The sequence below is a fragment of the Ramlibacter aquaticus genome, from assembly GCF_015159745.1.
In the GTDB taxonomy this organism is placed as follows: Bacteria; Pseudomonadota; Gammaproteobacteria; order Burkholderiales; family Burkholderiaceae_C; genus Ramlibacter; species Ramlibacter aquaticus.
Genome location: NZ_JADDOJ010000065.1, coordinates 1 through 23,839, shown reverse-complemented (window position 1 = coordinate 23,839; position 23,839 = coordinate 1). Strand labels below are relative to the sequence as shown.

The following is a 23,839-nucleotide window of genomic DNA, read 5'->3' as shown; positions in this document are numbered from 1 at the left end:
GTGCCGGCGACGCCGCCCGTCTGGCCACCGCCAGCGCCACCGGCGCCGCCGGCCCCCGTGGCCGTGATCGTCACGTAGGTCGCCCCTTGCGGCACCACCACGGACTGCGAGGCCCCGGTGAACGACACCGTCTGTGACTGGGGGAAGCTGGGTGCGGGTGCGGGTGCGGGCGCAGGTGCCGGTGTGGGTGCCGGTGCCGGTGCAGGCGCAGGTGCAGGCGCAGGCGCAGGCGCAGGTGCAGGTGCGGGTGCAGGCGCCGGTGCCTGCGCCGCGACATCCGCCGATCCTCCGCCCCCGCAACCCGCCAGCACGCACGCCAGCAGGAACCCGACGCGCCGCATGGCGCCTGCCGTGACGTGCACGGCACTCGATTGGTCTTTCATCCCCACGCCCCTCGGTTCGCTTGTCTTTGGACGAGCGGGCCGGATGCCGGCCCCGCTTCAGCGCGGGAAGCTACCGGAAATGCGGGACCTCCTCCATCCCGCGCATGAGGGACTGCCACGGCACGCATGGCCGGGGTGGCCGGGCAAGGGCCCGCGTCGGGGACGACGCGACCTGCCCCGCCCGGCCGGGTTCAGCCGGCGACCCAGCCGGCAAGCTCCACGCCGGCGATGCAGATCAGTTCGTCCTCGTCGCCCGTGCCACCGCTGGCGCCCACGGCCCCCAGGATCTCGCCCTGGGCGTTCTTGACCAGCACCGCGCCCGTCTGCGGCACGAAGCGACCTGCGCCCACCGATGCCAGGGAGACGAAGAAATTGGGGTTCTCCATGGCCCGCTCCGCCAGCTTGCGGCTGGACAGGCCCATGCCCACCGAGGCCCAGGCCTTGGCCCTCGCGATGTCGAAGCGGAACATGCTCGCGCCATCCTCGCTGGCGAAAGCCTTCAGGTTGCCAGCCGCGTCCAGCACCGCGATGGCCATGGGCTTGTAGCCCTGCGACTTGGACTTCGAGAGGGCGCCCTGGATGATCTCCAGCGCCTTTTCAAGGGTGAGTGCTGTCATGGGTCCTTCACTCCGGGGAAATGTTCAGGTCCTTGGTGAGCTTGGCCCAGCGCGCGTGCTCGGCGGCCAGGAACGCCGCCATCTGGTCGACGGTGCCCGCGCCTTCCGTCATCGGCCCGATGGCCAGCAGGCGCGCCGCCAGGTCCTTGTCGAGAAGGACGGCGTCGAGATCGCGGTTGATGCGCTGGATCACGGGCGCTGGCGTGCCGGCGGGGGCCACGATGGCCAGCCACCCCGCATAGTCGAAGCCCGGCAGCGTCTCCGCGATCGGGGGCACGTTCTCCCAGCCCGCGATGCGCTTGGCCGTGGTCACGGCCAGCGGGCGCAGCTTGCCGGCCTTGACCATCTGGGCGATCGACGGCACGTCGCTGAGCAGCACCTCGACCTGCCCGCCCACCGTGTCCGTGACGCCTGCGCCCACCGACACGTAGGGCACCGAGTTGAACTCCACGCCCAGCTGCAGGGCCAGCAGGCGGGTCATCATCCCGCTGAAGGTCTTGGGGCCCTCGTTCGCCACCGCGAGCTTGCCGGGGTTCGCCTTCGCGTAGGCCACCAGGTCCTTGAGCGATGTCAGCCTGGAGCCGTTGTTGACGGAGATCGCGAACGGCACCTTGCCCACCAGGCCCACCGGGACGAAGTCCTTCTTCGGGTCGTAAGGCAGGTTCTTGAACAGGTAGACGTTCGAGACCAGGGCGGCGGCCGTCGCGAAATACAGGGTGTAGCCGTCCGGCGCCGCCTTGGCGGCGACCAGCGCACCGATGGCGTTCTGGCCGCCGGGCCGGTTGTCGATCACCACGGCCTGGCCCCAGCGGCGGGACAGCTGCTCACCGATCATGCGCGCCGTGGCGTCGGGGCCGGAGCCCGCGGGCTGCGACAGCACCATCCTGACCGGCTTGTCCGGCCAGGCCTGCGCAAACGCGGAAGACCAACCCATGGCCATGGATGCGGCCGCCAGGCCCGCCGTGAACTCGCGTCGTTTCATTGCTTGTCTCCTTCAGTGATTGTTCGGGCAGCGCGCCTCAGGCGCTGATCGCGACGGCTGCGCCCAGCGCGGCCTGTGCTTCATGGAGCAGCGCCTCGATCCCTTCAAGGCTCTCGGCCACCCCGTAGACATAGTGGTCGGGGCGCAGCAGCGCGGCGGCGCACCCGTGGCGCTGGAACCATCCCGCCACGACGCCGTCCGCCTCGGGGGTCGCCTGCAGGTCGACCACGCGCAAGCCGGGCCAGCACGCCGTGTCCACGCCCTGCACCCCGCCCCGCGAGACCAGCCGCCAGCCATGGCCGGCCACCGCGTCCATGCGGGCAGCCGCCGCGTCCACCCGCAGCCAGGGCTGGGGGAACAGGGCCCCGCGCCCGGTGGATGCGTGCCGCGACAGAAGCCCCGCCTCCAGGCGCGGCAGGATGTCCTGCCGGGGCGTGTCCTGCACCACGCCGTCGCAGTCGGCGAGCAGCTTGGCGTCACGGGCGCGGGCCCTGGCTTCGTCGCGCTCGCAGATGACGGCCCCCACGCCCTTGATCCGGCTGGTGAGCTCGCGCACGTGCGCCTTGCGCTCGACGCCGTAGCTGTCCAGGAGGGCCTGTGCGGCGTCGCCCTGCACCTCACCCCGCAGGACGGCGTCCAGCTTCCACGCGAGGTTGGCCGCATCGCGCACGCCCTGGCACATGCCCTGGCCCAGGAAGGGCGGCTGCATGTGCGCCGCGTCCCCCGCGAGGAACACGCGGCCCCGGCGCCACTCGGCGGCCACCAGGGCGTGGAACCGGTAGCTCGCCTGGCGCCACAGGGTGCCGTCCTCCGGCGTGAGCCAGCGCGCGAGCAGTTTCCAGGTCTGCGCGTCGGTCGCGACCTGCCGGGGATCTTCGCCGGGCTTCAGCGAGATCTCCCAGCGCCTGTGGTTCTTCGGCCCGATCACCAGCGTGCAGGGCCGGTCCGGCTCGCAGTACTGGACACTGACCTTGGGCAGCTTCGCCAGCCCCTTGTCGTTGACCAGCACGTCGACGACCAGCCAGGGCTCGTCGAAGTCCAGGTCCTCCAGGGGCATGTCGAGCTGCGTGCGCACCGTGCTGGAGCCGCCGTCGCAGGCGATGGCGTAGCGTGCGCGGACCGTGCGCGGCGGCTTCGCCACCTCACGCAGGGTCAGCTCGACGGCCTCCCCGTCCTGCACGATGCCCGACACCTCCAGGCCCAGGGCGACCTCCACGTTCGCGAGCTGCGCCACGCGGTCGCGCAGCGCACGCTCCACGGGCGGCTGCGTGAACACCAGCGAGGGCGTGTAGCCCTGCGGATACGGCGGGGCCACCATGGTCATGCGGCGGATCAGCTGGCCGTCCACGCCGAAATATTCCGAGTTGGTGAAGGGCTCGGTGAAAGGCTCGACCGCATCCACCACGCCCAGCTGCTGGAAGACACGCATGATCTCGTGGTCCAGCGCGATCGCGCGCGGGATCTGGTAGACGTCGACCAGCCGGTCACAGGCGAAGACGCGCAGGCCCCGCTGGCCGAGCAGCCCCGCCGCGACCTGCCCCACGGGGCCATAGCCGACAATGGCGACGTCGTAGAGCGCGTCGCTCATTGGGGCTCGGCGACGATGGGGTTGGAGAGCAGGCCGACGCGGTCGATCTCGATCTCGATGGTGTCGCCGGCCTTCATCCACACCGGCGGCGTGCGCGCCTGGCCCACGCCCGCCGGGGTGCCCATCACGATCACGTCGCCCGGCTCCAGGGTGAGCACGTCGGCGAGCAGCGCGATGGTCTCGGCGACGCTGAAGATCATGTCGCTGGTGTTCGCGTCCTGCATCACCTGGCCGTTGAGGCGGCTCTGGATCCGCAGCCCCGTCGCCCCGGGCGGCAGTTCGTCCGCCGTCACCAGGGTCGGGCCGAAGCCGCCAGTGCGGTCGAAGTTCTTGCCGATGGTCCACTGCGGCGTGCGCTTCTGGTAGTCGCGCACGCTCATGTCGTTGTAGCAGGCGTAGCCGAACACGTAGCGCAGCGCGTCCGCCTCCTTCGTGTGGCGCGGGACCTTGCTGCCGATCACGACTGCCAGCTCCGCTTCGTAGTCGAACTTCGACGACACCTGCGGCAGCCAGGCCGCCTCGCCATGCGCGAGCTGCGAGGAGGCTGCCCGGAAGAAGAACCACGGGTACTCGGGCTTGTCGCGGCCGCCTTCCTTGGCATGGTCGAAGTAGTTCAGGCCCAGGCAGACGATCTTGCCCGGCTCCGGCACCAGCGGCGCCAGCGCCACGGAGGCCAGCGGCACGCGCTTGGGGTTGCCGGCCAGGGCCGCACGCCCGGCAGCCGCGAGGTCGACGCCGGCCTTCAGGGCCTGGCGCATGTCGCTGGGCACGTGCGGGTTTGCGTCGTTGAGGTCGATGAGGTGCTGGCCTTCGACGAGTGCGAGCCGGGCCTCTGCGCCGCGGAGGTAGGTGCTGAATTTCATGTGCTGTTCCAGGAAGAGATTGGGATTCAGGGCGCGAAGAAGACGCAGCGTTGCGCCTGCTTGAGTTCGGGTCCCGGGGGCGCGGAGATGCCCCACTGGTCCACGCGGCCGGGGGGCCACTTCCAGTACTCGGGGCCGTGGGCTTCGTAGCCCTCGTCGATCTGCTCGACGTCGGCCGTGTATTCGATGACCACGCCGAAGGGGTCCATGAAGTAGTTGAAGAGGTTGTTGCCCGGGCCGTGCCGGCCGGGGCCCCACTGGATCGGGTGGCCGGCGTCCTTCATGCGGCCGCCCCCGCGCATCACCGAGTCCACGTCGGGCATCAGGAAGGCGATGTGGTTCAGGGCGTCGTTGTCGGCGATGCCGATCGCGATGGTGTGGTGGTCGCGGTCGCAGTTCATGAAGGCCATGATCCCGGTCCTGTCGGCCAGCCTGAAGCCGAGCGCCTGCTGCAGGAAGTGCTGCGTCTCGTCCACCGCATGGCTGTTGAGCACCACGTGCGTGAGGCGGATGGGCCGGTCCTGCACGGGTGCCGTCGCGGCCCGGCGGACGTCCCCGTGCACCACCTGGATCGTGCGCCCGTGCGGGTCCTGGAACTTGAGGCCCACGCCGCCGGCAGGGTCCTTGTCCAGTTGGTGCGGCGCGGCCAGCAGGCGGCCGCCGGCGGCCTGCACCCGGGCGGCGACCTCGTCCAGCGCCTCGCGGCTGCGGGCGCGCAGCGTGACCTGGCGGACTTGCGGCACTTCGCCGCCCGCATGCAGCGCGAGCAGGTACTCGTCGGTGCCCGTGCCGCGCAGGTACAGCACGCCGTCGCCGCGGTGTGCGACTTCGAGGTGCCAGGTTTCGGTGTAGAACGCCTCGGCCTTCGCGAGGTCGGGCACGAAGAGCGCGACGCTGCGCAGGCCTTCGATCCAGGGAGAACTCATGGGTGTGCTTGCCTTTGCGGGATGCCGAGGAAGCGCTCGGCGTTGCGGTGGACCAGCTGCGCCACCGTCCCGGCGTCGAAGCCGGCGGCTTCGATCCTGGAGACGGGCGTGCGGTCGTGGAAATTGAAGGGGTAGTCGGTGCCCACGATGAGCTGCGAGCTGCCGAAGCTGTCCACGAGGAAACGGAGCATGGGCGCGTCGAAGACCAGCGTGTCGTAGAACATCCTGCGGGCCTGGTCCACGGGCGCCTCGATGACCGCGTCGCGCAGGGCGGGGAACACACCCCAGCCCTGCTGCAGGCGCGGCAGCAGGCTGGCCAGCGTGCCGCCGCCGTGGCTGAAGGCGATGCGCAGCCGCGGCCGGCGCACCAGCAGGTTGCTGGTGATCGCGGACGCGGCCGCCAGCCCCACGTCGCCGGGATAGCCGAGCACCTGCTGCAGCGGGGCCGGGCCGACCAGCCTGTCCATCCCGGCAGGGCGGATCGCGTGGACGAAGACGCAGGCGCCCAGCGCCTCGCAGGCCGCGAAGAAGGGGTCGAACTGCGGTGCGCCTATGGGCGCGCCGTTGATGTTGCTGCCGATCTCGACGCCGGGGAACCCCAGCGTCTTCACCACGTACTCCAGCTCGCGGATCGCCAGGTCCACGTCCTGCAGCGGCACCGCACCCAGCGCGGCGAGCCGGCCCGCCGACTCGGCGACCATGGCGGCCAGGGTGTCGTTGAGGAAGCGCACCAGCTGCTGCGCATCACCGGCACCCATCCAGTAGGAGAGCAGTTCGGGCATGGGCGACACGACCTGCAGCGCCAGCCCCATGGCCTGCAGGTCCTCCAGGCGCTTGGGCGTGTCCCAGCAGCGGTCGGACACCGTGCGGTACACCTTGCCGGCGATCATCACGCTGCGGTGGCAGTCCTGTGCCGCGGCCATGGACGGCCAGTCGCCCGGCACTGTCTTGCCGATGTAGGCCGGGAAGTCGGCCGGGACCACGTGGGCATGGGTGTCGATGCCGCAGGCACAGCCCGCGGGATGTTTGAGATCGCTCAAGGTTTGTCTCCGCTGCGGATGGTAGGAAGCGGGGTCCCAATTGGCCAGACGATGACGCGGATAGATAAAATCCACGCCGTGGATATTCGTTCGCTGGATCTCAACCTGCTGGTCATCTTCGACGCCATGGCGCGGCTGCGAAGCGTGAACAAGGCGGCCGAGGCCGTCGGGCTGAGCCAGCCCGCCACCAGCGGCGCGCTGGCCCGGCTGCGGTCGGTGTTCGACGATCCGCTGTTCGTGCGTTCGGGTTCGCGCATGGAGCCCACGCCCCGCGCCCTCGAACTGGCGCCGGCCGTGCGGCGGGTCGTGCAGACCATCGCCGGCGAGATCCTGCAGCCGTCGGGGTTCGACCCCGCGACCGCCGACCGCAGCTTCACCATCCTCACACCCGACATCGGCGAGGTCGCCTTCCTGCCGGGCGTGCTCCGGCGCATCAGGACGCAGGCGCCCAACGTACGCCTGCATGCCGTCTCACGGCCCCGCGCGGCCGCGGCGAGCGCCCTGGAATCCGGCGACGCGGAGCTGGCCGTCGGCTTCTTCCCGGACCTGCACAAGGCCAACTTCTACCAGCAGGCCCTGTTCAAGACTTCCTATTCATGCATCGCCTCGGCCGCGAATGCGGGCGCGGGCAGCCGGATGACGCTGAAGCAGTACCTCGCCGCGCGGCACATCGTCGTGCGGCCCGACGGGCGCGAGCACCTGCTGGACCGGTTCCTGGACGACAAGGGCTGGCACCGGCACGTCACGCTCGAGCTGTCGCACTTCATGAGCCTGGTGTCCATCCTGCCAGGCACCGACCTCATCGCGACGGTGCCCGAGGACATCGCGACGGTCGTGGGGCGCCACGTGGCGCTCAAGCGCATCGAACTGCCCTTCAAGGCGCCGCAACTGCAGGTCCAGCAGTACTGGCACCGGCGCATGCAGAACGATGCGGCCAACAAATGGCTGCGCAGCCTCTTCTACGAGGTCAACCGGCGCGACGCGGGGGCGGGCATGCCGGGGTGAACGCAGGGGCGCAGGGACGCGTCCGCTTGCGATGCAGGCGCGCCTGCCAGGACCCGTCACGGCCTGGGGATGCGCTGGCCATCACAGACGATGGCGCAGCTGCTGGATCAGGGGGCCCAGCTCAGCCGAAAAAATGGCCAGTCGAGCGTCCACCAGGTCCATGGCATCGCCTTGGCTGAGCGCCATCTCCAGCTGCTGCGCGTGGGCCTGGACGCGCACGGCGCCCACGGTGCCGGCCACGGCCTTGGCCGTGTGCACGAGCAGGTGGGCCCCCTTCAGGTCGCCCTCGGCCAGGGCCGCATGCAGCCGGGTCGTCAGGTCATGGTTGCTGGCGACAAAACGCTCGAGCATGAGGCGGTAGAGGTCCTTCTTGCCCAGGGTGCGCGACAGGCCGAGCTGCACGTCCAGGCCCGCGACACCCCAGGGCAGCCCATCGTCGGCTTCTGCCACGTTCTCGACCGCCAGGGGTGCGGGCATCGTGGCATGGCCATCCTTGCGCTGGATGTAGCGCACCAGGACCCGCCACAGTTCCTTGACGTCGATCGGCTTCGAGATGAAGTCGTTCATGCCGGCGTCCAGGCACCGGTTGCGGTCCTGCTCCATGGCACTGGCCGTCATCGCCACGATGGGCAGCTGCCCGGAGCGCTTCAAGTCGCGGATGCGCTGCGTGGCCACGACGCCGTCCACGTTCGGCATGTGGATGTCCATCAGCACCAGGTCGTAGTGGGTCGCCTGCACCTTGCGCACCGCCACCTCACCGTCGACGGCCACATCGACGGTGACCCCGATCTCCTCCAGGATGGCCGCCGCGACCTGCTGGTTGATTTCGTTGTCTTCCACGAGGAGGATGCGGGCCCCGCGGATGCCCTCCAGCCCGTCACGCACGCTCAGGGGTGCCGCAGCGGTCTCGGGAGGCGATTCCCGCGACGGATTGAAGGCCTGCATGGCCGCGTCGAAAAGAAGTGACGCATTGATCGGCTTGACCAGGACGCTCTGGATGTCGACGCTGGCCGCCTCGGCCAGCACCTCTTCGCGGCCGAAGCCGGTCACCATGATGACGATGGGAAGTTCGGCAAAGCCCAGGTCCCGGATGCGCCGGGCCAACTCGATCCCGTCCATGTCGGGCATGCGCCAGTCCAGGAACACACCCTCGTAGGGCTCCCCCGACAAGGAGGCCCGGCGCAACTCCTGCAGCGCGGCCAGCCCACCCCCCATCGCGACGGCCGTCATGCCGAGGTTCTTGAGCATGTGGGAGACGACGGAGCGGGCGTGTGCGTTGTCGTCCACCACCAGGACGCGCCGGAGCGCGACAGAGCCTTCGATGTCCGAGGAAATGGACCTCTCGGGCGCACGGCCCACCTCCAGCCTTGCCGTGAACCAGAAGACGCTGCCCTGCCCCGGCTTGCTCTGCACGCCCACCGTGCCGTCCATCATTTCGGCCAGCTTCTTGCTGATGGCCAGCCCCAGTCCCGTGCCGCCGAAGCGGCGTGTCGTCGAGATGTCGGCCTGCCGGAAGCTCTGGAACAGGCTTTCCATCTGCTCTTCGCTCAGCCCGATCCCGGTGTCCCGGACCTCGAAGCGAAGCAGGACCTCGCCCGGACTCTGCTGCGCAACCCGCACGGTGACGACAATCTCGCCCCTGGGGGTGAACTTCACCGCGTTGTTCAGGTAGTTGAGAAGGATCTGTCCGAGGCGCAGCGAATCGCCCACCAGGTGCTTGGGCACATCGGGTGCGCAGTCGACGATGACTTCGAGCCCCTTGGCATCCGCGCGCTCGATGATCAGGTCGACGATGCCCGTGAGCATGGTCTCGAGTGCGAAGGTCTCGTGCTCGAACACCAGCACCCCCGCTTCCACCTTGGAAAAATCGAGGATGTCGTTGATGACGCCCAGCAGATGGCGGCTGGACAGCCCAACCTTGTGGACGAAGTCGCGCTGGCGATCGTTCAAGGGCGTCTTTGCCAGCAGGTTCGAGAACCCGATGATGGCGTTCATGGGCGTGCGTATCTCGTGGCTCATGTTCGCCAGGAACTGGGACTTCATCCGGCTCGCCTGGGCGAGATCCGCGTTGCTCTTCTCCAATTCGATCGAGGCGCGTGCCAGCCGTGCCGACAGGTTGAAGTTCTCCCTGAGCAGCGCGCCGAACACGACCGCGTTGGCAAGGAGGCCGCACAGCCGTCCCATGTACCAGCCCAGGTCATAGCGCGCATGGTTCAGGACGGCTGCGAGCAGGCTGTCACCGATCCAGGAAAAAAGCGCCACCACGATCCAAAGGTCCAGGACCGAGGAACTGCGGCCTCGCCAGACCATCACGCCCGCGAGGACCGCGACCAGGGAGGTGACCACGGCCACGAGGACCTTCGTGGGGGCGTCGGAGGCACCGACCATGAGGGTCGGCAGGACCTCCGACGACCATCCGCAGACCCCGACAAAGACGGCCGCAAGCCCGAGGGCGCTGAGCACGCTGGCCAGGAACTCCGCGGATCGATGCTGCGGGTTTGTCGGGCGGCGGCTGCGCATTCTTGCGTAGGCGATCAGGAACAGCGGGAAGCCGGCGTGCCAGGCGAAGTAGAGCCAGGCGGTGGTCTGGCCGGTGTCCCCGAACAGGCCTGAAGCGAACACCAGCCCCGGGAAGCTCAAGGCGTGCGCCACGGCCATCACCGCGCTGAACAGATAGGCCGCCGCCAGTGGGAGCAATGCGGGGAGGCGGGAGATGCCGTACTGGCTCCAGAGCATGACGGCCGTGGTCAGGTCGAAGCCGACGAGGGCCATCTGGTAGGCCGCCAACGCCGCCGGGAACGCGGGCAGCGGCTCGCGCGCGTGAGGCGCCCAGACGATGACCCAAGCCGCGACGAAGACGATGACGGCCGCGGCGAGCCGCCGCGCGACGCTGGAGGGGCCGGCTTCTGCCAGCATCTCAGGAGAGGTGACGGAAATGGAGGTACTCCGGCTGATCGACATGCTCAGGCGCGCCTCGGTGGACCGCCCGCAGCCACCGGGGGCCCGCGGTGCTGGCGGTCTGCGACCAAGCCATGTGAGAGGGTCTGCATGTGCTCAGTCTAGATCAGGCATCGCCGTCCTCGAATTCTGGGTCGGTGCTCAGTTGTAGGTGATGGTCACGGTGATCGTATCCGCGTAGCTCCCGGCCCGCACGCCAGGCTGGCTGCCCGGGATGCGGCCATAGACCGGCAGGTCCAGGCTGGTGCCCGACAGCACGTTGATCAGGATGCTGCCGGACACGGTCTGCGTGCCGGCCGCGCCATTGCCCCAGACGGTGCCGTAACCCGAGTCCGTATAGAGGTTGTAGGCCAGCGATTGCGAACCGGCGACCATGCGCCGCGCCATCGCGTCGCCACTCTGGCCTGCGCTCAGGGACACGCTGATCGGGATCAGCACGCCGAGCACGCCGCCGCAGGTCACCCGCACGTTTCCGGTGCTGGCCTGGGCCGCGCCCGAGATGGGCGACCAGGCCGAACCGAAGGCCACCGCGGTGGCCGAGGCGGAACAGGTGCAGACCCCCGTGCACAGCGCCGCCGCGGGGCCGCAGGCGAGCAGCGCGAGCCACATCAGCGCTGCTCGTTGCAGCCAGCGGGCGCGAGTGCCCGCCCTCATGGCCCGTACCCTCGGGTGACACAGCGCAGCAGGCCCAGTTCGGGCAGCGGCTCGGTCACGTCGGCCGCAGGCAGGCGCACGCTGCAGGCCACGTCACCGCGCACTTCCAGGCGTGTGCCGGGCACGTACTGTTCGATGTACAGCAGGCCGTCGAGCGCCACGCGCCCCGCAGGTGTGCCGTCCTCCTGCAGCACCGGCGTGCCCACGGGCAGCTGCGCACCGAAGCCGTCCGCCAGGTGGGCTGTGGCCGAGCGGCGCGTCTGCACGTCGAAGCGCACCAGCACGCCGCCCCCGCGCGCGGGCACCACGGTGCGCAGCGTGCTGTCGACCCGGGCATCCAGGGCCAGGTCGGCCGGCTCGATGCGCAGCTCGTTCTCCTCCCACGGCCGCAGGCCGGGCACGAAGGCGCGGCCCTGACCGTCGGTGCGCGCCACCTCCTGGTTGTCGCGCAGCACGCGCGTGCCGGCGGCGCCACCGGTCTCCACCAGGGCGAAGCTGCTGCCGTTCAGGCTGGGCGCTGCATGCAGGGCGCCACCGGCCAGCACCCAGGCGCCACGCGTCTGCAGCCGCTGGGCCGCGCCCGCCACCCGGTCCTGCGCGGCCTCGGCCACAAAGGCCGTGGTGGGTCCGTTCCAGCTCACGCCCAGCAGGCCGTGCGCGTCCTCGCCCACGTCCTGGCCCTGCACGCGGTAGCCCCAGCCCTGCCCCGCGGCGGGGTCGCGCCGCACCTCCACGCTGTTCTGCGTGCGACCCTGGTCGCGGCCCGTGCTCGCGAAGATGCCGGTGGAGGTGTCCAGGGCCCGGCTCCAGAGCAGCCCCACGCTGGCGGTGTGGTGCACCATGTCCTGCGCGGCATAGACGCTCCACTGGCTGGCGGGGCCGGCGCCCAGCGTCACATGCAGGGACAGCGCCTGCTGGCGCTCCCCCTCGGAATCGCGGCGCGCCGCAGCGGCCAGCGAGATGAAGGCGCCGTGCCAGGTTCCGGCCACGCTGGCCGCGAGGCTGCGGCGCGGGAAGGCGCCGGCTGCCGGGTCCTCGAAGCGGGGGGAGGCCATCTGCGCCTGCACCGACAACGAGGTGTCGGCCCCGGCGACCTGCACGCCGGCCTGCACCATGGCACCGCGGCCTGCGCCCGAGACGCCGCCCGCGGTGCCCGCCGAGAGCACGGCGGCGGCGGCGCCGGGCCAGAGGGCGTCCGCGCGGGTTGCTGCGGCTGCGCCCAGGACCCCGCCCCAGGGCGTGGCCTCCAGGTGCAGCTCACGGCTCAGGCTGTCGCTGACGCCATGGCGCCAGGTGCCCGCCAGCAAGGCGCCGGCGTAGCGGTCGTCCGCGCCCAGGTAACCGCGCCGCAGCAGGCCGGCGCTGGCCGAGAACTCGGACGCCCCTGCGCGCAGCAGCTGCGGGCTCGCGAGGTAGGGCAGCGACAGCAGCTGGTCCCGGCCCAGGGCGTCCCGCACCACGACCTGCATGTCGCCGCGGCCGGTGAGCACGGGCACGTTGTTCAGTTCGAAGGGCCCGGCCGGTACCTCGGCATGCAGGCGCCGGATGTTGTCCACGTACACATCGACCGTGGAGGGCACGCTCGCCTGCCCGTGGACGGACGGCAGGGCGTAGGCCGGCACGGCCGGCCGCATGGCCGCGTCTGAATTCCATTGCACGCCGCCGAAGCGCCAGGCGCGGCCCCAGGAGCCGCCATCGGAGACGGCATCGCCCAGCCTCAGCGTCTGGGCATCCTCGAACCAGTCGTGCACGAAGGCCGTCTCCAGCCGTGCAAGCCGCGTGCCGCCCCCGTCGCGCGGCTGCAGCGCCACGGCGCTGCGCAGCGTGCCCCAGGCGCCGAACGCGCCGCCGTCGAGCATCGCGCCGGCGCTGGTGCGGCCCGCGCCGTGCTGGGCCAGCAGGTCGTAGTCCAGGCGCACGCCCGGCATGGACGGCACGGGGGACGACGGTACGGCCAGGGCGAGCCCCTGCAGGCGGGTGGGCTCGAACGCCTGGGGTGCCAGCTGCAGGTCCAGGCTCTGGCTGGCCTCGTCCAGGGTGAAGCGCGCGCCCGGGAGGCGCGCCAGCGGAACGGGCGCGCCGTCCGCGCCCTGCGCCGCCGTGTGCAGGTGCCAGGCGCGAAGCAGTGCGGGAGCGATCGCCGGCCCGTCCTCGCCCCAGTCCACCATCTGCTCGCCCATGTCGACCGAATTCACGCGGACCGCGAGCAGGCGGGGCTGCGCGGCGCAGGCCGCTGCAGCCAGCCCCAGGGCCAGCGCGGCAGCGCAGACGGACCGCAGGCCGCGGTCCGGTGTCTCACGGCTGGCCGATCTCGATCGATTCGCGGACCGGGCCTGCATCGGTTTGGGCTTGGATCGTGATGCGGCCTGCCTGGATCACGGACTTGGGAAAGGACCAGCGGTGCGCGGCCCCCGCCAGCACGGCGGCGCCGGACGCCGGGACACCGCCCGGCGCCCGGGGATCCCCGAGGGCCTGGAGGCTGGCGAAGCTCTGGTGCACGTTGCCGGTGTTTTCGACCTCGACCTGGACGCCCTCGCCCTGTGTCCACGCGCGCCAGCGCTGCGCACGAACGGGCCGGGCCGGCGCCAGGTACACCGGCAGGCGCAATTCCAGCAGCACGTGGACCGCGGGCTCGGCCGCCTGGGCCGGCACCGGCACCTCGCGCACGATGAGCCGGAAGCTGCCTTCGGCCTGCAGTTCGGGCAGGGCCCGCAGGCCCACGCGCACGACCTGGTGGCGGCCGGGTTCGATGCGGAACACGGGCGGGTTGACCACGAGCTGCGTCGTGGGCTCCAGCAGGTCCGTGCCGTCGGGCTGCGTCCAGCGCCGTGCATCGACCTGCAGCAGCACGGCTTGCGGGCCGCGATTCTCGATCTGGAGCGCGCGCCGGTCGTGCTGTGCGTCCAGCACCACCACCACGGGGTCGACCGCCAGTTCCGCCGCCCGGCCCGACAGGGCAGCGGCCAGAAGCAGAAGGCCCGCCGCCCCGGACCACGCACGCATCATGACCGCCGTCAGTTGTAGGTGACGGTCGCCACCACGGTGTCCGCGTAGACGCCGCTGGCCACGAAATTGCCGCTGGGAATGCGGCCGTACACGGTGTGCGAAATGGCGAGGCCCGTGCCCGTGAAGGTGCCGGAGGACGGATTGCCCGTGGAGCCGTTGTTGCCGTCGCCCCAGACCGTGCTGTAGCTGCTGTCGAGGTAGAGCTGGTAGGCCAGGTACTTGCTGGCGCCCGCACTCATGCGCCGGGTGGACACGTTGCCCGCCGTGGAGGCGTTGGTGCCCGCGTCCAGGGAAACGGCGTAGGTGGTGCCCGTCACGCAGGTGACGACGACGGAACCCGCGGTGTCGGTGGTGGTGCCCGAAGCCGGGTTGTAGGTCCCGAAGCTGACCGGGGTGGTGGACACCAGGCAACTGTTGCCCACTGTCGCGCTCACGCCGAGGTTGGCGGTGGCGCTGCCGGCCCATGCCGGCGCGCCGGCGGTCGTTGCGAGGAATACAAGGCCCGCACCCCAGCGTGCCGCCCTGCCTGGACTTTTGAACCTCATGGGTCCTCCTTGAACTGCTGAACCAAAGGTATCCGCCGTTTTCATTACACAAAGCAGTGAAAAGAGGCAGGAAATATGAAGTTCGGCGCTGTTCAGGATGGACTGAAGGCCCGAGGTGATGGCCGACGTGAAATATTCACGAATAGACGAAGCTGACGAGTTGGAAACCTCTGGCAGGCCGGTCAGCCCGGGGGATCACCGACGGTTGTCGTCACGCCGACCGACACCCTTCTGGTCATGGATGGGGCTCATCCGGCGGGTTGTGATCGGGTGGATTCCATCTGCCATGATGAACGCGACTGCCAGGTTCCGGGTTCCGCGTCCGATGGCGACGGATCGCGACTCTGGCCAGGCTTGGCGAGTCTTCACGCATGCGTATGGGAGAGCGCAGAGGCGACGCAACGGCAACAGGAAACGCCCACGTTCTCTGCTTCGCTGGCCCGCCATTGGCAAACGCGAGTCTTGCCGCCGTCGTGCTGGTAGGCCGTGCAGGACTTGAACCTGCGACCAAGGGATTATGAGTCCCCTGCTCTAACCAACTGAGCTAACGGCCCGCCAGCCCGGGATTGTAGGCGGGCGCCGGAGGGCGATCCCGGCTCACTTGCTGTTGTGGCTGAGCGCGTTGCTTACCAGCCGGGAGGTGATGTCCACGATCTGGATCATGCGTTCGTAGGGCATGCGGGTCGGCCCGATCACGCCCAGGGTGCCGACGATCTGGCCGTCCACCTCGTAGGGTGCGCTCACCACCGACAGCTCCTCGAAGGGCACGAACTTGCTCTCGCCGCCGATGAAGATGCGCACGCCCTCGGCCTGCGAGGACACGTCCAGCAGCCGCATCAGCTGCGTCTTCTGCTCGAACACCTCGAAGGCGCGGCGCAGGTGGTGCATGTCGTGGCTGAAGTCGCTCACCGCCAGCAGGTTGCGCTCGCCGGAGATCACCACCTCGTCGGTCTCGCTCATGGCCTCGGAGCTGGCCTCCACCGCCGTCTGCATCAGCTGGGCGATCTCGCCGCGCAGCGTGTCCACCTCACCCTTGAGGCGCTCGCGCACCTGCTCGATGGTCATGCCCGCGTAGTGGGCGTTCAGGTAGTTCGACGCCTCCACCAGCTGCGACTGCGAATAGTCCACGGCGGTCATCACCACGCGGTTTTGCACGTCGCCCTCGGGCGAGACGATGATGACCAGGAAGCGCTTCTCCGACAGCCGCAGGAACTCGATGTGCCGGAAGACCGAGCTGCGCCGCGGCGCCATGACCACCCCCACGTACTGCGAAAGGTTGGACAGGATCTGCGCCGCATGGGCGATGACGCGCTGCGGCTGGTCCGGCGGCAGCTGGGGCGCCTCCACGGCCAGGCGCTCGCGCTGGGCCGTGAGCATGGTGTCCACGAAGAGGCGGTAGCCGCGCGCCGTGGGCACCCGCCCGGCCGAGGTGTGGGGGCTGGCGATGAGGCCCAGCTCCTCCAGGTCGGCCATGACGTTGCGGATGGTGGCCGGCGAAAGCTCCAGCCCGGACGCCCGCGACAGGGTGCGGGAACCCACCGGCTGGCCGTCGGCGATGTAGCGCTCGACCAGGGCTTTCAACAACAGCTTGGCACGGTCATCGAGCATGCTGGGATTGTAGGGCGCGTGGCCCGTCGGTTCCGACGGCGCGTCAAAAGCGCCACACTGGAAATGAGGGGGGACTGCGGCACATTCAAGACACGGCCGGCGCCATGCGCCTGTGTTGTAATTTCCTGATGCAAACGCTCTTCCGCCACGTGGCCGTCGTCGGCAAGTACCACGCCGCGGTGACACCGGCCGCCGTGGGTGCCACCCGCGCCGCCCTGGAGGACATCTGCAACTTCCTGGGCCGGCACGGCTGCGAGGTCGCGCTGGAGCGTGAAACCTCCACCTTCGCCGGCATGGGCAACTACCCCGCCCTGGACCTGCCCGCCATGGGCACCCAGTGCGACCTGGTCCTGGTGGTGGGCGGCGACGGCACCATGCTGGGCGTGGGCCGGCACATGGCCCGCTACGGCCTGCCGCTCATCGGCATCAACCAGGGCCGGCTGGGCTTCATCACCGACATCCGCTTCGACCAGTTCCGCGAGATCCTGGGCCCCATGCTGGCCGGCGAGTTCGAGGAAGACCAGCGCAGCCTCATCCAGGCCAACGTGATGCGCGACGGCCACTGCGTGTTCGACGCCCTGGCCATGAACGACGTGGTGGTGAACCGCGGCGCCACCTCCGGCATGGTGGAGTTGCGGGTCGAGGTGGACGGCCATTTCGTGGCCAACCAGCGGGCCGACGGCCTGATCGTGGCCACGCCCACCGGCTCCACCGCCTACTCGCTGTCCGCTGGCGGGCCGCTGCTGCACCCCTCCACCCCCGGCTGGGTGCTGGTGCCCATCGCGCCGCACACCCTGTCCAACCGCCCCATCGTGCTGCCCGACGCGTCCGAGGTGGCGATCGAGATCGTGGCCGGGCGGGACGCCAGCGCCAACTTCGACATGCAGTCGCTGGCCTCGCTGATGCACGGCGACCGCATCACGGTGCGCCGGTCCGAACACCACGTGCGCTTCCTGCACCCGCGCGGCTGGACGTACTTCGACACCCTGCGCAAGAAACTTCACTGGAACGAGGGGCACTGACCCATGGCGCTCAAGCGCATCGCCCTGCGCGATTTCGTCATCGTCCGCGAGCTCGAGCTCGACCTGGAGCCCGGCTTCAGCGTGCTGACCGGCGAGACCGGCGCCGGCAAGTCCATCCTGATCGACGCCCTGCAGCTGGCCCTGGGCGCCCGCGCCGACGCCGGCGTGGTGCGCGAGGGCACGGCCCGGGCCGAGATCACGGCCGAGTTCGACGCCCCGCCCGACATCGCGCCCTGGCTGGACGAGGCCGGCTTCGAGGGCGGCGACACCTTGTTGCTGCGTCGCAGCATCGACGCCCAGGGCAAGAGCCGCGCCTGGGTCAACGGCAGCCCCGCCACCGCCACGCAGCTGCGCGAAGTCGCCGACCGGCTGGTGGACATCCACGGCCAGCATGCCTGGCAGAGCCTGACGCGGCCCGACGCCGTGCGTGCCCTGCTCGACGGCTATGCCGGGCTCTCCACGCAGGCGCTGCAGTCCGCCTGGGCCGCCTGGCGCGGCGCGCAGAAGGCGCTGGCCGACGCCCGCAGCGCCCAGGATTCGCTGCAGCGCGAACGTGAGCGCCTGGCCTGGCAGATCGACGAGGTGGCCAAGCTGGACCCCGGCGCGGACGAGTGGGACGAGCTCAACACCAGCCACGCCCGGCTGGCGAACGCGGCGGCGCTGATGGAAGCCGCGCAGGGCGCGATCGACGCGCTGGAGGCCGACGAATCCGGCGCCTCGCGCAGCCTGGGGCTGGCGCAGTCGCTGCTGCAGGGGCAGGCCCATGTGGAGCCGGCCTTCGACGAGGTGGCCCGCGTGCTGGCCGATGCCCTGGCGCAGGCCCAGGACGCCGCCCACTCGCTGCACACCTGGCTGCGCCGCACCGAACTCGACCCCGAGCGCCTGGCCGAGCTGGACGAGCGCATGTCGCTGTGGATGTCGCTGGCGCGGCGCTACAAGCGCACGCCGGCCGAGCTGCCCGCACTGTGGGCCGGCTGGAAGGACGAACTGCTGCGCCTGGATGCCGCCGCCGACCTGGCCAGCCTGGAAGCCGCCGAGAAGCAGGCCGCCGCGGCCTACATGGCCGAGGCGCGCAGCCTCTCCAAGGCCCGCGCCAAGGCCGCGCCCCAGCTCGCCAAGGCGATCACAGCCGCCATGCAGGGCCTGGGCATGCAGGGCGGCCGCTTCGAGGTGGCGCTGCAGGCGCTGGAAGCCCCCGCCGCGCACGGCCTGGAGGATGTGGGCTTCCTGGTGGCCGGCCATGCGGGCAGCACGCCACGCCCGGTGGGCAAGGTGGCCTCGGGCGGCGAGCTCTCGCGCATCGCGCTGGCCATCGCCGTCACCACCAGCCGCCTGGGCACGGCGCAGACCCTGATCTTCGACGAGGTCGATTCCGGCGTGGGCGGCGCCGTGGCCGAGACCGTGGGCCGCCTGATGAAGCAGCTGGGCCGCGACCGGCAGGTCATGGCGGTCACCCACCTGCCCCAGGTGGCGGCCTGCGCCGACCACCACCTCGTGGTGGCCAAGCAGAGCGGCAAGGCCGGCACCACCAGCAGCGTGGCGCCGGTGCATGGCGAGCAGCGCGTGGCCGAGGTCGCGCGCATGCTGGGCGGCGAGCGGCTCTCGGGCACCACGCTCGCGCACGCCAAGGAAATGCTGTCGGGTTCCAGGCCGTGAGCGCCCCGGCAGTACAGGCCCCGACGCGCGGCGCCACCGCCGGGCTGGAGGTCGTGCTCATCACCGGCATGTCCGGCTCGGGCAAGTCCGTGGCCCTGCGCGCCCTGGAGGACGCGGGCTACTACTGCGTGGACAACCTGCCGCCGGAGCTCTTGAATTCCTTCGTCGCCCTGGAGCAGCAGATCCAGGCCGAGCGGGTGGCCATCGCCATGGACGTGCGCAGCGCCGTCTCGCTGCCGCTGGTGCCGGCGCAGCTGCGCGAGCTGAAGTCCCAGGGCGTGCAGGTGCGCTCGCTGTTCCTGGACGCGACCACCGAAACCCTGGTGCGCCGCTTCTCCGAAACGCGCCGCCGCCACCCGCTGTCCGACCCCGGCAGCGAGACCGACATGCGCCGGGCCCTGGTGGACGCGATCGAGCTGGAGCGCGAGCTGCTGTCCGACCTGCGCGAGCACGCGCTGGTGGTCGATTCCAGCGTGCTCAAGCCGGCGCAGCTGCAGGCGCAGGTGAAGGCGCTGATCTCGGCGCCGCTCTCGCAGCTGACGCTGGTGTTCGAGTCCTTCGCCTTCAAGCGCGGCGTGCCGGTGGATGCGGACTTCGTCTTCGACGTGCGCATGCTGCCCAACCCGCACTACGAGCCGGCCCTGCGTGCGCTCACCGGCCGCGACGCGCCCGTGATCGACTACCTGCGCAAGGCGCCCGAGGTGGAGCACATGGTCGAGCGCATCCAGGGCTTCCTGGACGAGTGGCTGGAGCCGCTGGCGCGCGACCACCGCAGCTACGTCACCGTCGCCATCGGCTGCACCGGCGGCCAGCACCGCTCGGTGTACATCGTGGAGCGGCTGGCGCAGGCCTTCGGCGCGCGCTGGAACGCCCTGAAGCGGCACCGCGAACTGGACTGAGGCTCACCTCCCGCCCATGCGCCGCAGGGTGCGGGCTGGCCGCCCCCGCGCGGGATCGCCCGTGACGCGAACCCCGCCCTCAGCCGGCGTCCACCAGCAGCCGCCGCACCGGGGCCGGCAGGCCCAGCACCTCCCACTCGGTGCGCCCGAACCAGCCGCCGCCCGCCCGCGCGACCCGGTCCGTCGCCACGTGCACGGGGTGCAGGTGCAGGTCCTTGTGCGTGAGCGCGTGCACGAAGGCCTCGCCATCTTCCAGCGTGGCGTGCGCATGCTCGCCCGCCAGCAACTCGCGGCTCGCGTACACCGGCAGGCAGTACAGCCCGGCCCAGATGCCCGTCGCCGGGCGCTTTTCCAGCCACACCGCGCCATCGGGCTTGCGGGCATGCAGCAGCCACAGCGATTCGGCCGTGCGCCGCAGCTTGCGCGTCTTCACCGGGTAGCGCGTGGGCTCGCCCTCGCGCGCGCCCACGCAGTCGGCCTCCACCGGGCACAGCAGGCAGGCGGGCTTGCGGGGCAGGCACAGCGTGGCGCCCAGGTCCATCAGGCCCTGGGTGTAGGCGGGCATGGTGTCCTGCAGGTCCTGCCGCGGCAGCAGTTCGGTGGCCAGGTCCCACAGCGCGCGCTCGGCGGGGGCAGAGGCCAGGTCGACGCCGTAGCCCAGCACCCGCGTGAGCACCCGCTTGACGTTGCCGTCCAGGATGGCGACGCGTTCGCCGAAGCAGAAGGAGGCGATCGCCGCGGCCGTGGAGCGGCCGATGCCGGGCAGCGTGGCCAGTTGCGCGGCGCTGCGCGGGAATTCGCCGCCGAAGCGCTCCACCACCGCCTGGGCGCAGCGGTGCAGGTTGCGCGCGCGGCTGTAGTAGCCCAGCCCGCTCCACAGGCCCAGCACCTCGTCCTCGGGCGCGGCCGCCAGGGCCGCCACCTCGGGCCAGCGCGCGAGGAAGCGCTCGTAGTAGGCCAGCACCGTGCTGACCTGGGTCTGCTGCAGCATCACCTCGCTGAGCCAGACGCGGTAGGGGTCGCGCGTGGCCTGCCAGGGCAGCGCGTGGCGGCCGTGGGTCTTCTGCCAGCGGACCACCCGGCTGGCGAACGCCTCGGGCAGGCCGCTCATGCGGCTTCGGGGACGGGCGCGCTGGCCGGTGCGGGCGTGTCGACCAGGTGCTGGGTGAGCGCGCGCAGCTTGGCGTCGAGCTCGCCCAGGGCGTTCTCCTGCTGCACGATCTCGGCGATGCGGTCGTCCAGGCCGCTGGCCGCCTCCTGGATGCGCTGGATCGCTTCCATGCGGCGCGCGAAGTTGCGGCGCCGCTCGCGCAGCTGCGCGTCGAGCTGGGCGGCGGCGGACTTGTTCCACAGCTCCACCTCGCCCATGGCCGACTCGAACACCACGCGCAGCCGCGTGGCCAGCGCCCGCACCAGGCGGTCGGCGAACTCGGGCTGGGCCAGCTTCAGCACGTTGGAGACGCCCAGGTACTGCAGGTGGCTGCGCTCGACCAGGTCCAGGTCGCGCGCGTAGCGGCCCAGGTCGGGCTCGCGCGGCGCCTGCAGCGAGAAGCCGTACTCGGCGTTCAGCTGGCGGAAGGTGCCGGTGAGCATGGAATGGATGTCCGCGCTCATGGCCTGCGCCTTCTGCAGGTTGGCGCGCAGGCGGTCGAAGGTCTGGGCGTAGGCCTTCTTCACGCCCAGCTTGATGCCGGGCTGGCGCAGGGCCTTGTTCAACTCGCCCACCTCGGCGCGCAGCGTGGGCAGGCCCAGCATGTTCAGCACCTCGCGCAGCAGCTTCAGGTGCACCGAGCGCACCGCGTGGATGCGCGCGCCGCTGACGTCGAAATCGCCCTGCTCCTGCTCGATGCGCGCGCGCATGTGGCGGATGACGGAGAGGTTCTTGCCGCGCAGGCCCTTGAGCTCCAGCATCTGCTCGGCGAGGTCGCGGCGGCGGATGGCGATGGCCCGGCCGGCCTCGGTGCGCAGCTCGTGGATGCCCGCGCCCACGGCCGCCCGCAGGATCTTCTGCCGCTGGCCCATGACGCCATCGGCCAGCGCGCGTTCCAGCTCGGGCAGGCGGCTCTGGCCCAGCAGGGCGTCGTCGTGGTTGACCTTGGCCACCAGGCCCTTCTGGGCCGAGACGGGCAGCACCTGCTCCAGCGCCAGCCCCAGGATGTCGGCCGTGCCGGCGCGCTGGCGGGCGATCTGGGCCTGCACCTGCGCGGGCGTGCTCAGCGCGTCCCAGAGCGTGTCGATCTTGTTCAGCACCACCAGGCGCGAGGCAGGCCCCAGGTCGCCGGTGTCCAGGTGCTCGCGCCAGATGGCGAGGTCGGACTTGGTGACGCCGGTGTCGGCCGCCAGGATGAAGACCACCGCATGCGCCTGCGGGATCAGGTTCACCGTCAGCTCGGGCTCGGCGCCGATGGCGTTCAGGCCGGGCGTGTCCAGGATCACCAGGCCCTGCTTGAGCAGCGGGTGCGCGATGTTGATCAGCGCATGGCGCCAGCGCGGCACCTCGACCCGGCCCTCGTCATCGACCAGGGGGTTGTCCTCGGGGGCTTCGTCGTGCCAGAAGCCCAGCGCGCGGGCCTCGTCCTGGCTCACCATGCGCACCTCGGACACCTTCTCGAAGGCCTGGGCGAGTTGCGCCGGGTCCTTCACGTCCAGGTCGACGCGGGTCCATTTCTCGGGGGCGTTGCGCCACTCCATCAGCGCCTGCGGCTGCAGGCGGGTCTCGATGGGCAACAGGCGCAGGCAGGGCGGGACGTCGGCGTCGTAGCCCAGCTCGGTCGGGCACATGGTGGTGCGGCCGGCGCTGGCGGGCATGATGCGGCGCTTGTAGCCGGCGAAGAAGATCGCGTTGATCAACTCCGACTTGCCGCGCGAGAACTCCGCCACGAAGGCCACCATGACCTTGTCGGAGCGCACCTGGCTTTCTAGGCGGCGCAGGCGCTCCTCGACGGCGGCGTCCAGCAGGTCGTGGTCGCGCAGCCACTCGGACAGCAGCTTGAGCCGCAGCGCGAATTCACGCCGCCAGGCCGCGTGCTGGTCGAATTGCTCGTTGAAGGTGGTGCCCACTGTCGGATGAATATAGCATCCGGCCCCCCGCTTCCGAACCCTTTGCGGCGCCGGTGCCGCGAGGGCGCCACACCCTCAGGGCTTCTGGCAGTGCGGACAGAAGTAGGTGGCGCGCTGGCCCTGCACGATCCGGCGCACCGGCGTGCCGCAGACGCGGCAGGCCTCGCCCTCCCGCCCGTAGACCATGGCGTCGAGCTGGAACAGGCCGGCTTCGCCGTGGGCATTGGAAAAATCCCGCAGGGTGCTGCCGCCGCGCGACACCGCCCGGGCCAGCACGTCGCGCACCGCGGCATGCAGGCGCCGGGCGCGCGGCCGGCTGATGCGGTCGGCCCGGGTGGTGGGGCGTATGCCGGCCTGGAACAGGGCCTCGGAGCAGTAGATGTTGCCCACGCCCACCACAATGTCCCCCGCCAGCAGCACCTGCTTGACGGGCGCCCGGCGCTTCCTGAGGGCGTCGGCAAAGCGCTCGGCGTCGAAAGCCTCGCCCAGGGGCTCGGCCCCCAGGCGGCCCAGCAGCTTCTGCGCCTGGGGCGCGTCCTCGTGCGCCGCGTGCACCACGGCGCCGAAGCGCCGCGGGTCGTTCAGGCGCAGCACGCCACGGTCCGTCAGCAGCTCGAAGTGGTCGTGCACGCCGGCGGGCGGCAGGCTGTCCGAGAAGGCCAGGCTGCCGGACATGCCCAGGTGCACCAGCAGGAGGCCGTCGTCCAGGTCGATCAGCAGGTACTTGCCGCGCCGGCGAACCTGCTCCACCCGGCGTCCGGCCAGCACGGCCGGGTCCACCCCCAGCGCCCAGCGCAGCGGCTTGCCCAGCCGGGCGCCGTGGATGCGGGCGCCGCGGATGCGCGACTCGAAACTCAGGCGGGTGACTTCGACCTCGGGTAATTCAGGCATGGCGGGCAGGGGCCGGGGGGCTTCGGATTATGATGGTTCGATGCAGAGAGCCACTCCCGCGGCCGCCCTGCTGGCGCTGCTGCTGGTGGCCGCCGGCGAGGCTCCAGCCCAGACGGCCCCAGCGGCCCCCCAGGCC

Annotated in this window: 20 protein-coding genes and 1 tRNA gene; 5 read left to right on the top strand and 16 right to left on the bottom strand. The window is 70.9% G+C overall.

The annotated features are described in order from the left end of the window. Nucleotides 1-133 precede the first annotated feature (133 nt). Nucleotides 134-355 (top strand): hypothetical protein, encoded by a 222-nt coding sequence (locus IM725_RS14695; RefSeq protein ID WP_193781388.1) that lies wholly within the window; start codon nucleotides 134-136, stop codon nucleotides 353-355. Nucleotides 356-574: 219 nt separating this feature from the next. Here IM725_RS14695 and IM725_RS14690 read toward each other — a convergent pair whose 3' ends face one another. From IM725_RS14690 to IM725_RS14665, 6 genes are read right to left on the bottom strand one after another with little or no spacing between them, the layout of a single operon-like run. Then, nucleotides 575-1,000 (bottom strand): GlcG/HbpS family heme-binding protein, encoded by a 426-nt coding sequence (locus tag IM725_RS14690; protein ID WP_193781387.1) that lies wholly within the window; start codon nucleotides 998-1,000, stop codon nucleotides 575-577. Between the two features lie 7 nt (nucleotides 1,001-1,007). After that, nucleotides 1,008-1,982: a Bug family tripartite tricarboxylate transporter substrate binding protein gene (locus tag IM725_RS14685; RefSeq protein ID WP_193781386.1), complete on the bottom strand. Its 975-nt coding sequence runs from the start codon at nucleotides 1,980-1,982 to the stop codon at nucleotides 1,008-1,010. 37 nt (nucleotides 1,983-2,019) lie between these two features. After that, complete coding sequence (locus IM725_RS14680) at nucleotides 2,020-3,570, bottom strand: bifunctional 3-(3-hydroxy-phenyl)propionate/3-hydroxycinnamic acid hydroxylase (RefSeq protein WP_193781385.1); 1,551 nt, start codon at nucleotides 3,568-3,570, stop codon at nucleotides 2,020-2,022. Then, entirely contained in the window at nucleotides 3,567-4,433 is an 867-nt protein-coding gene (locus IM725_RS14675; RefSeq protein ID WP_193781384.1) for a fumarylacetoacetate hydrolase family protein, read from the bottom strand. The genes IM725_RS14680 and IM725_RS14675 overlap by 4 nt, the downstream gene beginning before the upstream one ends. Nucleotides 4,434-4,459: 26 nt before the next feature. After that, the gene (locus IM725_RS14670) at nucleotides 4,460-5,359 is read right to left on the bottom strand and encodes a VOC family protein (protein ID WP_193781383.1); all 900 of its coding nucleotides are present in this window, start codon (nucleotides 5,357-5,359) and stop codon (nucleotides 4,460-4,462) included. Next, nucleotides 5,356-6,399, bottom strand: a complete 1,044-nt coding sequence (locus IM725_RS14665; protein WP_193781382.1) for an amidohydrolase family protein — start codon at nucleotides 6,397-6,399, stop codon at nucleotides 5,356-5,358. Before IM725_RS14665 ends, IM725_RS14670 begins: the two co-directional genes overlap by 4 nt. A gap of 78 nt (nucleotides 6,400-6,477) precedes the next feature. Between IM725_RS14665 and IM725_RS14660 the strand changes: the two genes are divergently transcribed. Beyond that, a complete protein-coding gene (locus IM725_RS14660; protein ID WP_193781381.1) occupies nucleotides 6,478-7,404 on the top strand; it encodes a LysR family transcriptional regulator in 927 nt (308 codons plus the stop codon). Nucleotides 7,405-7,485: 81 nt separating this feature from the next. On the opposite strand, the gene IM725_RS14655 is transcribed toward IM725_RS14660, so the two are convergent. From IM725_RS14655 to hrcA, 7 genes are all read right to left on the bottom strand, one after another. Beyond that, nucleotides 7,486-10,365, bottom strand: a complete 2,880-nt coding sequence (locus tag IM725_RS14655; RefSeq protein ID WP_193781380.1) for a response regulator — start codon at nucleotides 10,363-10,365, stop codon at nucleotides 7,486-7,488. A gap of 138 nt (nucleotides 10,366-10,503) precedes the next feature. Beyond that, nucleotides 10,504-11,016, bottom strand: a complete 513-nt coding sequence (locus tag IM725_RS14650; RefSeq protein ID WP_193781379.1) for a Csu type fimbrial protein — start codon at nucleotides 11,014-11,016, stop codon at nucleotides 10,504-10,506. Then, nucleotides 11,013-13,211, bottom strand: coding sequence for a fimbria/pilus outer membrane usher protein (locus IM725_RS14645; protein ID WP_193781378.1), 2,199 nt, complete (start codon nucleotides 13,209-13,211; stop codon nucleotides 11,013-11,015). The genes IM725_RS14650 and IM725_RS14645 overlap by 4 nt, the downstream gene beginning before the upstream one ends. Nucleotides 13,212-13,311: 100 nt before the next feature. Then, entirely contained in the window at nucleotides 13,312-14,022 is a 711-nt protein-coding gene (locus IM725_RS14640) for a fimbrial biogenesis chaperone (RefSeq protein ID WP_193781377.1), read from the bottom strand. An 8-nt stretch (nucleotides 14,023-14,030) separates the two neighbouring features. Further along, entirely contained in the window at nucleotides 14,031-14,567 is a 537-nt protein-coding gene (locus IM725_RS14635; protein WP_193781376.1) for a Csu type fimbrial protein, read from the bottom strand. A 477-nt stretch (nucleotides 14,568-15,044) separates the two neighbouring features. Further along, nucleotides 15,045-15,121 (bottom strand) — tRNA-Ile (locus tag IM725_RS14630). Between the two features lie 43 nt (nucleotides 15,122-15,164). Beyond that, nucleotides 15,165-16,175: a heat-inducible transcriptional repressor HrcA gene (hrcA, locus tag IM725_RS14625; RefSeq protein WP_193781375.1), complete on the bottom strand. Its 1,011-nt coding sequence runs from the start codon at nucleotides 16,173-16,175 to the stop codon at nucleotides 15,165-15,167. A gap of 128 nt (nucleotides 16,176-16,303) precedes the next feature. On the opposite strand from hrcA, the gene IM725_RS14620 reads away from it, so the two are divergent. The 3 genes from IM725_RS14620 to rapZ are packed head-to-tail and all read left to right on the top strand — an operon-like array spanning nucleotide 16,304 to nucleotide 19,752. After that, a complete protein-coding gene (locus IM725_RS14620; RefSeq protein WP_193781374.1) occupies nucleotides 16,304-17,197 on the top strand; it encodes an NAD kinase in 894 nt (297 codons plus the stop codon). Nucleotides 17,198-17,200: 3 nt separating this feature from the next. Continuing rightward, nucleotides 17,201-18,853, top strand: coding sequence for a DNA repair protein RecN (gene recN, locus IM725_RS14615; RefSeq protein WP_193781373.1), 1,653 nt, complete (start codon nucleotides 17,201-17,203; stop codon nucleotides 18,851-18,853). Between the two features lie 44 nt (nucleotides 18,854-18,897). Continuing rightward, a complete protein-coding gene (gene rapZ, locus IM725_RS14610) occupies nucleotides 18,898-19,752 on the top strand; it encodes an RNase adapter RapZ (RefSeq protein WP_227753831.1) in 855 nt (284 codons plus the stop codon). A gap of 79 nt (nucleotides 19,753-19,831) precedes the next feature. On the opposite strand, the gene mutY is transcribed toward rapZ, so the two are convergent. The 3 genes from mutY to mutM form a co-directional block, all read right to left on the bottom strand. After that, on the bottom strand, nucleotides 19,832-20,863 hold the full coding sequence (gene mutY, locus IM725_RS14605; RefSeq protein WP_193781372.1) for an A/G-specific adenine glycosylase: 1,032 nt from the start codon (nucleotides 20,861-20,863) through the stop codon (nucleotides 19,832-19,834). Continuing rightward, on the bottom strand, nucleotides 20,860-22,812 hold the full coding sequence (locus tag IM725_RS14600; protein WP_193781371.1) for a dynamin family protein: 1,953 nt from the start codon (nucleotides 22,810-22,812) through the stop codon (nucleotides 20,860-20,862). Before IM725_RS14600 ends, mutY begins: the two co-directional genes overlap by 4 nt. Before the next feature lie 75 nt (nucleotides 22,813-22,887). Beyond that, nucleotides 22,888-23,703 (bottom strand): bifunctional DNA-formamidopyrimidine glycosylase/DNA-(apurinic or apyrimidinic site) lyase, encoded by an 816-nt coding sequence (gene mutM / locus IM725_RS14595; protein ID WP_193781370.1) that lies wholly within the window; start codon nucleotides 23,701-23,703, stop codon nucleotides 22,888-22,890. Nucleotides 23,704-23,839: the final 136 nt, after the last annotated feature.